Below are 12,860 nucleotides of genomic sequence, written 5' to 3'. Positions count from 1 at the left end.
GCTCACCCGCCGACCGAGGACGACGTCATGAGGATCTCGTCGACCAGCGCGGTGGTGTGCGTCGCCGACCGGAAGCGCTCGTGGTCGAGTACCTCGGCGAGGAACGCCGCCGTGGTGCGCAACTGTGGCCCCGACATCCGGAATTCGTCCAGCGCGCACCGCATTCGGGCGATCGCGCCGTCGCGGTGCGGCGCCCACACGATCAACTTGGCGAGCAGCGAGTCGTAACTGGCCGGCACCACGTACCCCGGATAGACGTGCGTATCGACCCGCACGAAAGGCCCACCGGGCGGCACGAATTCGGTGATGGCGCCCGGCGCCGGGGCGAACCCGTGCGCGGGATCCTCGGCGTTGATCCGGCATTCGATGGCGCACCCGGTGGGCACCACATCGGCTTGGGACAGACCGAGCACGCCGCCCGCGGCGATGTCGAGCTGGGCGGCGACCAGATCGATGCCGGTCACCATCTCGGTCACCGGATGCTCGACCTGGATCCGGCAGTTGACCTCCATGAAGTAGTAGTTACCGTCGGGCGCGAGCAGGAATTCGAAGGTGCCCGCGCCGACATAACCCGCGGCCAGCGCCCCGTCCACCGCGGCGCGGCCCATCCGCTCCGCCAACCCGGTCGGCAGTTCGGGCGCCGGGCTTTCTTCGATGAGCTTCTGGTGTCTGCGCTGCACGGTGCAGTCGCGTTCGCCGAGGTACACGCCGTTGCCGTAGCTGTCGCAGAGCACCTGCACCTCCACGTGCCGGGTGTGCGGCAGATATCGCTCCACGTAGACGCGGCCGTCCCCGAACAAGGCCTGGGCGACCGCCTGCGTGCGATGGAAGGCCTCGTCGAAGTGCTCGCCGTGTTCCACCACGGTCATGCCGCGCCCACCGCCGCCGGCGGACGCTTTGATGATGACGGGGAACCCGATGCGCGCGGCCAACTTCCGGGCCGACGCGTGATCCAGCGGCTCGATACTGCCCGGCAGCAACGGAATTCCCACGTCCGTCATCAGCGCCCGCGCGGACGACTTGTCGCCGAGCTTGTCCATCACCGACGCGGGCGGGCCGATCAACGTGATACCGAGTGACTCGCAGGCCTCGGCGAAATCCGCTGACTCCGACAGGAATCCGTAGCCGGGATGGATCGCGTCGGCGCCGGTCTGCTCGGCCGCCTGTAGCACGGCGGCGGCATTGAGATAGCTGCGGCCCGGGGGAGCGGGCCCGATCTGGACCGCCTCGTCGGCGAGACGAACCACCGATGATTCGCGATCCGCGGTCGAATGCACCGCGACCGTGGCGATGCCGAGCTCGCGACAGGCTCGGGCGACCCGCACCGCGATCTCTCCCCGATTGGCGATCAGTACCTTGGTGAACATTTCCTACCTCCGCCGGGCCCAGTCTTCGATGTCGGCCAGCTCGGTCTCGACCGCGACCGAGGCGCCGAAGCCGCGGAAGCGGGCCCGCCGTGCCAGCCGCAGCTGTGTCGGTGCCAGCCCGCCCAACTCGTGCAGCGCGGCGGTCAGTGCGGACCGGAGGGTCTCGGCGGCCCGGACCGGGTCCGCGCCGACACCGCCGTCCGGCTCCGGCAATACGCCGTCGACCACGCCGAGCCGCAACAGTTCCCGGGCGTTGAGGCGCAAGGCCTGTGCCGCCGCGGTGACGGCCGTGTCGTCCTTCCAGACGATGGCCGCGCAACCCTCGGGACTGATCACCGAGTACACGGCGTCGGAGAACATCAGCACGCGGTTCGCGACCGCCAAGGCCAGCGCGCCGCCGCTGCCGCCCTCGCCGATGATGACGGCCACCACCGGTACCGACAGCGTGGCCATCAGCCGCAGGTTCTCCGCGATGGCCACCGCCTGGCCGCGCTCCTCGGCGTCGGCGCCGGGGTAGGCGCCGGGGGTATCGATGAGGGTCACGATCGGCACGCCGAGTTTGTCGGCCATGCGCATCAGCCGCGCCGCCTTGCGATAACCGGCCGGCGAGGCCATGCCGAAGTTGCGCTCGGCCAATTCCCTTGGGGTGTGACCTTTCTGTGTGGCCAGCACCATGACCGGCAGCCCGTCCAGGCGTGCCGTTCCGCCGATCAAGGCCGGGCACTCGCCGGAGATCCGGTCCCCGTGCAGCTCGCGGAAGCCTTCGAAGGCGTACCCGAGATAGTCCAGCGCGGTAGGCCGATCGAGTGAGCGTGCCTTGCGCACCTGGTCCCACGGATAGGCGTGCGGCAGCTGATCCGGGTCGGTGACTATGGCGGACGAGCGGTCGGAGCGCCGGGCCGGGATCTGGGGCTTGTCACCGGCGCCGTTCAGTCGCAACAGGTTTCCCAGCTCGGCCCGCAGCTGTGGCCTGGGCACGATCATGTCGATGAAGCCGCGCTCCAGCAGGAACTCGGCGGTCTGGAAGTCCGCCGGAAGCTGTTGCCGGATGGTCTGTTCGATGACCCGCCGTCCGGCGAACCCGAGGCGGGCACCGGGTTCGGCGATGATGATGTCCCCGAGGGTCGCGAACGAGGCCGCCACGCCGCCGAAGGTCGGATCCGCGATCAGCGAGACGCACAGCACACCCGCCCGATCGAGATCGCTCAGGGCCGCACTCGTCTTCGCCATCTGCATCAGCGACAGCGCGCCCTCCTGCATCCGCGCGCCACCCGAGGAGGTGACCAGCAGCAGCGCAATGCGTTCGGCCAGCGCGGTTTCGATGGCCAGGGTGATCAACTCGCCGACGGCGGTGCCGAGGCTGCCGCCGAGAAACCGGAAGTCCATCACCGCGGCGATCACCGGGTGGTCGTCGATGGTCAGGCGCGCGCAGAGCACCGCCTCCGCCATCCCGGTCTGCGCCTGAGCCTGGGACAGCCGCTGCCAATAGGGCACCGTGTCGACGAAGCCGAGCGGGTCGGTATTGGTCATCTCGAACGGCAGCAATGTGAATCGGCCGTCGTCGGCCAGCTGCGTCAGCCGCTCGCGGGCGGTCACCGGCAGATGCGCGGCACACTCGGGACATACCTGGAGATTGCGGCGCAACCGTCTGCCGTAGATCGGCGTCTTGCAGGCACGGCACAGTACCCATTCGACGTCGGCCGCCGGATCATGGTCCGCGACAGGCGTGTTCATCACAGTTTCGGTCATCGTGCTTCCTCGGCGTTGTCGATCACCTGATGGGAGAAGGCGATTGCGGCCGACTCGACCTGCAACGCCTGATGTCCGGCCACCGAGTTGATGTCGCGCCAGAAGCGCTGCACCGGGTGGCCCGCGGCCTGACCGCTGGTGCCGACCGCGCGCAGCAGCCGGTTGGCGACGCCGACGAGCAGGTCGGTCGCCACCGCCACGTCGCGCCAGTTCCGCATGGTGTCGTACGTGGTGATCGGTGGGGCGTCGGCGGTCGCCGCCGCGCGACCGAGCAGCAGTTCGGCCGCGTCGATCTCGGTGGCGGCGCGGGCCAGGGTGACGTCGTGCGAGGTGCGGTTGAACGTCGGCATGCCGGGCAGGGCCGGCTTCGGCTGGTTCGCGGCGGCGCGGATCTTCGGGGTGACGTGGTCGAGCCAGCCTTGCAGCGCGCCCTTCGCCGCACCGAGCGCGGGGTAGGCGAACATCATGGTGGTGGCCTGCATGGGGACCGAATGACACGGCGCGGCAGAGTCGTTCGCGCGTCCGGCGAACAGATCGGCGCGCCCGATGGTGCGTGCCTCGGGGACGAAGACATCCTCGACGATCACCATGTTGCTGCCGGTCGCCGCCATCCCCATGTTGCGCCAGGTGTCCACCGTCCGCATCGCGGCGCGGGGCACGGCGAGCACCCTTGGCTCCGGCTCGCCGTCGCGCGGCACCAGCGCCGTGAGCATGCCCCAATCGGCGTAGTCGATGGCGCTCACGAACGGCCAGGTGCCCGACAGTCGATAACCGCCGGGGACGGGTTCGGCGGTGCCGGAGGGTGACAATGCCGCCACCAGCAGGGCATCCGGTCCGTCGGCCCAGATCTCCCGGTAGCCCGCGGTGGGCAGATGCGCCGCCATCCGCGAGGTGTGCGCGGCCAGCGAGGCGCACCATGCGGTCGCGGTGCAGCCGGTGCCCAGCGTGGCGACCGCCCGGCCGAGGTCGGCGAAGGTGCCCATCGTGCCGCCGCACTCGGCGGGCACGAAGTGTCGCGGAAAGCCCGCGACGACAAAGGATTTCACCACGTCGGGAGCCAAGCGCCGACTCGCCTCGGCGGTCGTGGCTTCGGCGGCCGCGACGGCCGCGACGTCGTGCGCCGCGGACTGCAACAAGGTCGGGCTGTTCTCGGACTCGGACATGAATTCTCCTCGGCTCATGGGTGATTCGGTGGGCGTCGGTCCCGGTTCGTACCGAGGCCGTCCGGCACATCGGAGACCACGGTCGCAGCGGCGAGTCGAGATCCGCTCGACGCCCGCTGGGGCACCCGGCACCAGCCGGATTCGACCGGAATCCGAGCGGGCAGCGCGACGCTGAGCGTCATGAATCCGGCGATCACCGCGGCCGACGACGAGTTGCGTGCGTTTCTCGGCCATGCGGAACTTCCAGCGATGCTGATGACCGTGGCCCACCTCACCGGCGACCTGTCCGTGCTGCGCGACGACCTGCGCGCACCGGGCTGGCTGTTCGCGCCGCAGGGGGGCCTGACCGACGCCCAGCAGGCGCAGGCCCGCGAGCTCGCCTTCGCGGCGTTACGGCGGCTGCGCGACAACGGATCACCCGCGGCGCCGCCCGACCCGGCGCTGCTGCGGGCGATCACCACCTGGGCCATGGGTTCGGACACCGCGGACCTCATCGGGCTGCTCAGCGAGGAGATCGCGCTACCCGAGCACGATCCGAAGGCGCCGCGCTGGACTGCGGGCGGCGCGGCGGAACCGTTCAGCGTGGCGATCGTCGGCGCGGGTTTCAGCGGATTGCTCGCCGCGTACCGGCTCGCCCAGGCCGGCGTCGACTTCGTGATCTACGAAAAGAATCCCGAGGTCGGCGGCACCTGGTTCGAGAACTCCTATCCCGGCTGCCGCACCGACGTGGCCAGCCACCTGTACAACTATTCCTTTGCGCCCAAACCTGATTGGCCCGAACACTTCTGCACGCGGGACGTGATGCTGGACTACCTGCGCGACTTCGCCCAGAAGTACGGTCTCACCGAGCACATCCGGTTCGCCACCGAGGTTCGCGAAATGGCTTGGGACGACCGGGAACTGGTTTGGCAGCTGACCACGCACGGTCCCGGCGGCGACGAGACCGTCCGGCACAACGCGGTGATCAGCGCCGTCGGGCAGCTGAACCGCCCGCGACTGCCGGACATCCCGGGCCGCGACGAATTCGCCGGACCCGCTTTCCACTCCGCGACCTGGGACCATTCGGTGGACCTCACCGGCGCGCGGGTCGCGGTGATCGGCACCGGGGCGAGCGCCTATCAGCTGGTGCCCGAACTCGCCGGCACGCCCGCGGAAATCACTGTGTTCCAGCGCAATCCGCCGTGGCTGCGGCCGACCCCGCACTATCACGACACACTGTCCGAGGGCGCGCAGTGGCTCTTCGCGCAGGTGCCGTATTACCTGCAGTGGTATCGCTTCTGGCTGTTCGCCCCGGGTCTGCGGGGGATTCTGGAGGGCTGGATCGTCGACGAGGACTATCCGCCGAGTGAGCACGCGGTGTCCGCGCGCAACGAGGAGTTGCGGGCGTCGTTGTGGCAAGCGATGCAGGCTCAGCTGGCCGATGCGCCGGAACTCCTGGACAAGGTGATCCCGAAGTATCCGGTCGGCGCCAAAAGAGTGCTGCGCGACAACGGTCGATGGTTGGCGACGCTGAAGCGACCCGATGTGCGGCTCGTGTGCGACCCGATCGAGCGCATCAGCCCCGCCGGAGTGGTCGCGAACGGCACCGAGTTCGACGCCGACGTCATCATCTACGCCACCGGTTTCCGCGCCTCGGAGTTCCTGCTGCCGATGCGGGTCACCGGCCAGAGCGGGGTCGACCTGCACGAGATGTGGAACGGCCAGTCGCGCGCGTATCTCGGTATCACGGTGCCGCAATTCCCGAACCTGTTCTGCCTGTACGGGCCGAACACGAATCTGGTCGGCCAGGGCGGCAGCATCGTGTACTTCTCCGAATGCGGCACGACCTACATCCTCGACGCGATCCGGTTGCTGCTGGCGAACGGCAAACGCGCGCTGACGGTCCGCAAGGACGTGCACGATGCCTACAATGCCAGGGTCGACAACGGCAACCGCAATCGCGCCTGGCAGCGGACGACGGTGGGCGGCTGGTACAACGAGAACGGCCGCTCGGCGGTCAACTGGCCGTTCACCGCCCGCGAATACTGGGCGCGCACCAAGCGGGTGAATCCGGCGGATTACGATCTCTACTGATCGCAACCCGCCGGAACACGACCTAGTCGGGCAAACGGATCGAAAAAGAATGCCGGAACACGTCATTGGGGTCCCAGGTGCACTTGGCGCGCTGCAACCGGTCGTAATTGTCACCGAACATGAAGGTCGGCCAGGCGACACCGGACTTGTTGTACCGGTCATCGAAGATGTCCGGGTCCGGCGAGTTGATCTGGCAGCCTTCGTAGCGATCACCGGGCACCGGATATCCGCCGGTCGACGCGAACGTCTGACCGTAGATATCCCGCACCCAGTTGAGGTGCATGTCGTCGTCGGCGGCCTCGGTCCAGTAGGCCTGGAACCAGGCGAAGAAGGATGAATCGCGTTGGAACACCGGCGTTTCCGTCGCACTGAACGAGTTGACCTTACCGCCGGCGATCGCGCCGAGCTGCAGCACCGCCGCGCCGGGCGGCGGGGCCTGGTAGTCGGAGCGGGTCATGTTCCGGTAGATCGCCGCGATCTGCTCGTCGGTGAAGTTCTGCCGGAAGTAGGCCGCTTTGACCGTGCTGCGCAATGTCGCGTTGGTCATCACCGTGGGATTGCTCGTGTCGACCGTCTCGGTGGAGGCCCACCAGCCCAGCCTGCGGCGCGGGAACGGGCCGGTGATGCCGGTGCCCGCGGTGACGGTGGCGAGGTAGTCGTCGAGCAGCTTCTCCGCGCCGGGCACGGTCGCGTCGACCTGGGTGAGCATCCCGATGCCGCCGCCGGACACATGCCCGACGAAGATCATGCCCGCCAACTCCCGGCCGGGGGAGTCCGGATGCTTGTTGTCCACATGCCATTGCCCGTGGTTGCGAAGCAGATTCGCGAACTTCTCCTCGTCCAGTACCGCCCACGGAATGAATTGGGTGTGGATGAGAACTTCGGTCGGTGGTTGGGGCAGTTGCGTCTCCGGATCGTCGCCGAAGGCATCGCGCGAACGGAACCAGAACCGGGTGATCACGCCGAAGCTGCCACCGCCGCCCCCCGAACACGCCCACCAGAGATCATTCAGCGCGCCGGTGTCGTCGCGGCAGGCGACCACCGCCCTGGCGCAGCCGTCGGCGTCGACCACGACGATCTCGACCGCCTCGAGCAGATCGCTGACATTGCCGTGCATCCGGGACAGCAGCCCGTGGCCGCCGCCGGTCGCGTGACCGGCGATACCGGTCGACGGGCATACGCCGCCGGGCAGCGTGACACCCCAACCGCGAAAAAGCGTTTCATAGATTTCGCTGAGCAGCGCGCCGCTCTCGATCGCGAATGCGCAGCGGTCCCGGTCGTAATAGATGGCGTTCATCTGCGACATGTCGAGAATGACTTCGGCCTCGGCGTGGTAAACGAGATCGCCATACGAATGGCCGCCGCCGCGAATGGATATTCGTTTGCCGGAGTCGACCGCCTCCTGTACGGCCCGCACCACCTGCTCGGTGTTACCGACCAGCCAGACCGATTCCGGCGCGGCGACGAATCGCCTGTTCCAGCCGACGACCATTTGTGGATAACGTTTACTGTCGGGCGTGATGATCACCGGCCCGAATTCCGTTGCAGTCGACGTGATTTCCTGCACAGCACCCTCCCGTAATGCTCGCATAAAACATCCGGCGTCCGGCCGATCGGTCGCGGACGCCAAGGCACAGAAAAGAAATCCATCCCCTTGCGGTGAGGTTATCGCCAGGCCGGGCGGGCGGACAATCGCTCGAAGGTACGGGTTCGGCTACTCGACCGGCTAGTTCTGCCGGCCGCGCGGAAGTGTGAGGATGAGAGGACGAACAGGTTCGAACGTCGGCAAGGGAGGGCCATGCAATCGAACAGCACGACCGTGGTGGGGGAGGACGCGCTGGCGCCGCAGAAGACGCTGGTCAGCGATTTCATCCGGCTGTTCTACAACGAGAAGAACTTCGACCGCGCCGCCGAACTGCTCAGGCCGGATTTCGTCAACCATCATCCGGGCGTGGGAGTGGGACGGCAGCGCACCGTGGACACCTTCCGCAAGGAGGTCGGTGATCCGTTTCCGGAGTTCACCTTGACGATTCGGCGGATGGTGGCCGAGGACGACCATGTGTGGACGCACGGATTGGTGCAGCTCGAACCGGACGGCCCCGTCGTGATCGTGGTCGACATCTGGCGCATCGAGGATGGTTTGCTGGCCGAGAAATGGGACGTGCATCAGGGAGTGCCGGAGGGGTCGAGCGTGGCGGAGATGATTTCGGACTGGCCGTCATGATCTAGGCAGTGCCGCGGTCGGAAAACCCAGGGACCGGGCGATGGCCGCGGCCTCACCGCGCGAACCCGCGTTGAGCTTCTTCAAGATCCGCGCCACATGGAACTTCACCGTGTGTTCGCTGATGTGCAGATCGTCGGCGATCGCGCGATTGCGGTGCCCGAGCACGAGGTGGCGCAGTACGTCGACCTCGCGCGGATTCAGCGTGCTGCGCAGGTCGGAACGCGGTATCTCGCGGACCAGCAGCGGTAGCCGGATGGTGACGGTGGCGCCCCAGCCGGGCACCGCGTCGAGTTCGAGCGACCCACCGAGCACGGCCACACGATCGGTGACCCGGTGCGGGGTGAACGACTCGACGGTGAGCGTGCCGGGCCCGTCGTCGCGGATCGTCATCAGCAATTCGGTGTCGGCCAGATCCCAGCACACCCGGATTCGGCTGATCCCGTCCTGCGCGAGCATCGACAGGACGCAGCCGCGCGCGACTGTCCGCGCGATCTCGGTGACGTGCGACGGAATATGGCGCTGGCCGCCGTCGAAGGCCGAGTATTCGAGGGTGACGGCGCCGTAGTGCGAGAGCATGCCGAGCATGTCCGACAGCCGGGTGTAGGCGCGGTCGGCCCGCTCCTCGCCGAGGATGTCCGCGACCCGGTCCACGTCGTCGACCGAACGGTGCCGGATGATCGCGGAGACCGCGATGTCGACGGCCGTCCGGCGGGCCGTCGCGTCGTCGAGATCCCGGGCTCGCAGGGCCGCCAGCAGCGTGGACAGGGTGGCGGCGTGCTCGTCGGCGAGGTCGGCGATCGCGCGGACCCGATCGCCGCCGGCGAGCAGCCCCGAGGATTCGACGGGTGCGACCGTCTGGATCAAGTCGCGGATGCGTGCCGTAGTCAGGTCCCACAGCTGCTGCACCGTCTCGGCGGTCGCCGCGGGCGGCTCGGCGTCGCCGTCGGTGACGACCGCGAGCAACGCGCCCGCGGAGTTGGGCGGGGACGCCGCGAAGGCGAGCACGTCGCGCGGCGCGCCGGCCAGCACCGCGCGCCCGAACCTCGGCGTGCCGACATCGACTTCCCGTGCCAGCGCCGACATTTCGGTCGTGCTGACGCACTCGGTGAGCTCGGCGTCGCCCGTCGCCCACAGTGGTGATTTCGGGCAGTCGCCGGTGAGCATGATCAGCGCGCGATGGTCGATCAGCTCCAGGAGAATGGTCGACAGGGTGGCCAGAATTCCGCTCAGTGGCGCACGCATCAATTCGTTCGCCGACGCCAAGGCCCTTGCCGAATTTCCCCAAGCCCCGCCTGCCATAGGCCCGAGAATACGTCGCTCGGCCACAGGTGTCGCCGGTATCACCGAGCCGCGACCGAGCTGTGCTCGACCAGGACTCGAGCCGAGCCACTCAGCATTACTCCAGACATCAACCCTGGAGAGAGGTCGTGTTGAGCAAGATGACCATGATCACCGAGCCCGTTGGTTCCGTGCGATGACGCCCCGCGTGGTGATTACCGGAATAGGGGTGCGTGCCCCTGGCGGCAACGGCATCAAGGAATTCTGGAACCTGCTGACCGAAGGCCGCACGGCGACCCGGCGAATTTCGTTCTTCGACCCGTCGCCCTACCGCTCTCGGGTCGCCGGCGAGGCGGATTTCGATCCGGTGTGGGAAGGCCTGAGCCAGCGCGAGATTCGCCGGATGGACCGGGCCACCCAGTTCGCGACGGTGTGTGCGCGCGACGCGGTGGCGGCCAGCGGGCTGAACTTCGAGTCGATCGACCCGCATCGGGTCGGCGTCACCCTCGGCAGCGCGGTCGCCGCGGCGACCAGCCTGGAGCGCGAGTATCTCGTGCTGTCCGACTCCGGCCGGAACTGGCTGGTCGACTACGAGTGGCTGTCCCCGCACATGTTCGACTACCTGGCGCCCAGCGTCATGCCCGCGGAGGTGGCCTGGACGGTCGGGGCCGAGGGGCCGGTGTCGTTGGTCTCCAACGGATGCACCTCCGGGCTGGACTCGGTGGGTCATGCCTGCCAGTTGATCCGGGAGGGCAGCGCCGACGTCATGCTCGCCGGCGCCACGGACACGCCGATCACGCCGATCGTGGTGGCGTGCTTCGACGCGATCAAGGCGACGACGACCAACAACGACGATCCCGAGCACGCATCGCGGCCATTCGACCGCTCCCGTAACGGTTTCGTGCTGGCGGAGGGCGCGGCGATGTTCGTGCTGGAGCGCTACGAGCACGCGCGGCGCCGCGGCGCGCACATCTATGCCGAGATCAGCGGGTACGCCAGCCGGTGCAACGCCTACCACATGACCGGGCTGAAGACCGACGGTCGCGAGATGGCGGAGGCCATCCGGGCCGCCTTGGACGAGGCGCAGATCGACGGCACCGCCATCGACTACATCAACGCGCACGGCTCCGGCACCAAACAGAACGACCGGCACGAGACGGCGGCCGTGAAACGCGCGCTGGGCGAGCACGCCTATCGGACGCCGATCAGCTCGATCAAGTCCATGGTCGGGCATTCGCTGGGTGCGATCGGTTCGGTGGAGATCGCCGCGTCCGCGCTCGCCCTCGAGTACGGGGTGGTGCCGCCCACGGCGAACCTGCACGAGGCCGATCCCGAATGCGACCTCGACTACGTGCCGCGCGTCGCGCGCGAACTCGACGTGCGGACCGTGCTCACGGTGGGCAGCGGGTTCGGCGGATTCCAGAGCGCGATGGTGCTGCGCCGCCCGGAAGGAACGACTCGATGATCACCGGCAACCCCGTCGTGACGGGCATCGGCGTGGTCGCGCCGAACGGGCTTGGGCTCGAACAGTTCTGGGACGCGACATTGCATGGCGTCAGCGGCATCGATCGGCTGACCCGGTTCGACGTATCGCGCTATCCGGTGCAACTGGCGGGTGAGATCACCGGCTTCGACGCCGCGGATCACCTGCCCGACCGGTTGCTGCCGCAAACCGACATCTCGACCCGGCTGGCGCTCGTCGCGGCCGACTGGGCGCTCGCGGACGCCGAGCTGAAGTCCGATGAACTGGTCGACTACGACATGGGCGTGGTCACCGCAAACGCTTGCGGCGGTTTCGAATTCACGCACCGTGAGTTCCAGAAGCTGTGGTCGCAGGGTCCGCAGACGGTGAGCGTCTACGAGTCGTTCGCGTGGTTCTACGCGGTCAACACCGGGCAGATCTCGATCCGCAACGGGATGCGCGGCGCGAGCAGCGCCCTGGTCGCGGAGCAGGCCGGCGGGCTCGACGCCATCGGGCACGCACGGCGCACCATCCGGCGCGGCACGCCGTGCGTGGTGACCGGCGGCGTCGACTCGGCGCTCGATCCCTGGGGCTGGGTTTCCCAGATCGCCGGCGGGCGTCTCAGCGACGCGGCCGATCCGGCACGTGCGTATCTGCCATTCGATTGCGCAGCACAGGGTTTCGTACCAGGGGAGGGTGGAGCCATCCTGATGCTGGAGGATCCCGATGCGGCCAGGGCTCGTGGCGCGAGCCACGTGTACGGCGAGATCGCCGGGTATGCATCGACTTTCGATCCGCCGCCCGGTTCGCCGCGGCCGCCCGGCCTGCAACGCGCCGCCGAGTTGGCGCTCGCCGACGCGGGTATCACGCCCGCCGAGGTGGACGTTGTTTTCGCCGACGCAGTGGCTCTGCCGGATGCCGACCGTGCCGAGGCAACGGCCATCGGCAACATCTTCGGCCCACACGGGGTGCCGGTGACGGCGCCGAAAACACTGACCGGACGGCTGTATTCGGGCGGTGGACCGCTCGATGTCGCCGCGGCGCTGCTCGCCATCCGGGACGGCGTGCTCCCGCATACGACGGGCACGCACGACGTGCCCGACGACTACCAGCTCGATCTGGTGCGGCAGACGCCGCGCCCGGCTCGGGTCTCGACCGCACTAGTACTCGCCCGCGGCCTGTGGGGTTTCAACTCGGCCGTGGTCGTACGGCAGGCGAGCGGCTGGCCCGCCCGTCCCGCCGTGTCCGAACACCGAACACACTCAGAGGAGACATCATGCGCAAGATCATGACCATCGACGACCTGCGACGCATCCTGATCGCCAGCGCGGGCGAACCGGATCGGCCGGTGTCCGACACCGAATTCGCGGACACCCTCTTCGAAGACCTCGGCTACGAATCGCTGGCGCTGATGGAGTCCGCGGCCCGGATCGAGCGGGAGTTCGGTGTCGGCCTGCCCGACGATCGGCTCATCGAGCTGCGCACGCCGAGTGAGTTCATCGCACTCGTCAACGAGGCCGCCTCGGATGCGGCGTAGGCGGCAG

At 68.2% G+C, this 12,860-nt stretch carries 10 protein-coding genes; 5 read left to right on the top strand and 5 right to left on the bottom strand.

The features are described 5' to 3' along the window. Positions 1-2: 2 nt before the first annotated feature. From DBO33_RS24220 to DBO33_RS24210, 3 genes are read right to left on the bottom strand one after another with little or no spacing between them, the layout of a single operon-like run. Positions 3-1,367, bottom strand: a complete 1,365-nt coding sequence (locus DBO33_RS24220) for an acetyl-CoA carboxylase biotin carboxylase subunit (protein ID WP_107657104.1) — start codon at positions 1,365-1,367, stop codon at positions 3-5. 3 nt (positions 1,368-1,370) lie between these two features. Further along, positions 1,371-3,116, bottom strand: coding sequence for an acetyl-CoA carboxylase, carboxyltransferase subunit beta (gene accD / locus DBO33_RS24215; RefSeq protein ID WP_234391007.1), 1,746 nt, complete (start codon positions 3,114-3,116; stop codon positions 1,371-1,373). Next, entirely contained in the window at positions 3,113-4,279 is a 1,167-nt protein-coding gene (locus DBO33_RS24210; RefSeq protein WP_107657103.1) for an acyl-CoA dehydrogenase family protein, read from the bottom strand. The genes accD and DBO33_RS24210 overlap by 4 nt, the downstream gene beginning before the upstream one ends. A 180-nt stretch (positions 4,280-4,459) precedes the next feature. Here DBO33_RS24210 and DBO33_RS24205 point away from each other — a divergent pair, with 180 nt between their 5' ends. Next, positions 4,460-6,352 (top strand): flavin-containing monooxygenase, encoded by a 1,893-nt coding sequence (locus DBO33_RS24205; protein WP_107657102.1) that lies wholly within the window; start codon positions 4,460-4,462, stop codon positions 6,350-6,352. 22 nt (positions 6,353-6,374) lie between these two features. On the opposite strand, the gene DBO33_RS24200 is transcribed toward DBO33_RS24205, so the two are convergent. After that, positions 6,375-7,919, bottom strand: coding sequence for an FAD-dependent oxidoreductase (locus DBO33_RS24200; protein ID WP_199856740.1), 1,545 nt, complete (start codon positions 7,917-7,919; stop codon positions 6,375-6,377). 231 nt (positions 7,920-8,150) lie between these two features. Between DBO33_RS24200 and DBO33_RS24195 the strand changes: the two genes are divergently transcribed. Further along, positions 8,151-8,576, top strand: a complete 426-nt coding sequence (locus DBO33_RS24195) for a nuclear transport factor 2 family protein (protein WP_107657101.1) — start codon at positions 8,151-8,153, stop codon at positions 8,574-8,576. Here the strand turns inward: DBO33_RS24195 and DBO33_RS24190 are convergent. Next, complete coding sequence (locus DBO33_RS24190) at positions 8,571-9,875, bottom strand: helix-turn-helix transcriptional regulator (protein ID WP_107657100.1); 1,305 nt, start codon at positions 9,873-9,875, stop codon at positions 8,571-8,573. The two genes, DBO33_RS24195 and DBO33_RS24190, sit on opposite strands and share 6 nt — an antisense overlap. Positions 9,876-10,050: 175 nt before the next feature. On the opposite strand from DBO33_RS24190, the gene DBO33_RS24185 reads away from it, so the two are divergent. The 3 genes from DBO33_RS24185 to DBO33_RS24175 are packed head-to-tail and all read left to right on the top strand — an operon-like array spanning position 10,051 to position 12,853. After that, positions 10,051-11,319 carry a beta-ketoacyl-[acyl-carrier-protein] synthase family protein gene (locus DBO33_RS24185; RefSeq protein WP_107657099.1) on the top strand — a complete coding sequence of 423 codons (1,269 nt, stop codon included), beginning with the start codon at positions 10,051-10,053 and terminating at the stop codon, positions 11,317-11,319. After that, positions 11,316-12,608 (top strand): ketosynthase chain-length factor, encoded by a 1,293-nt coding sequence (locus tag DBO33_RS24180; RefSeq protein WP_107657098.1) that lies wholly within the window; start codon positions 11,316-11,318, stop codon positions 12,606-12,608. Before DBO33_RS24185 ends, DBO33_RS24180 begins: the two co-directional genes overlap by 4 nt. Then, positions 12,593-12,853 carry an acyl carrier protein gene (locus DBO33_RS24175; RefSeq protein WP_199856739.1) on the top strand — a complete coding sequence of 87 codons (261 nt, stop codon included), beginning with the start codon at positions 12,593-12,595 and terminating at the stop codon, positions 12,851-12,853. The genes DBO33_RS24180 and DBO33_RS24175 overlap by 16 nt, the downstream gene beginning before the upstream one ends. Positions 12,854-12,860 lie beyond the last annotated feature (7 nt).

This window comes from Nocardia suismassiliense, assembly GCF_900269665.1.
Taxonomy (GTDB): domain Bacteria; phylum Actinomycetota; class Actinomycetes; order Mycobacteriales; family Mycobacteriaceae; genus Nocardia; species Nocardia suismassiliense.
Note: the sequence above shows the minus strand (reverse complement) of the source record. Positions and strands in the feature narration are given on the sequence as shown.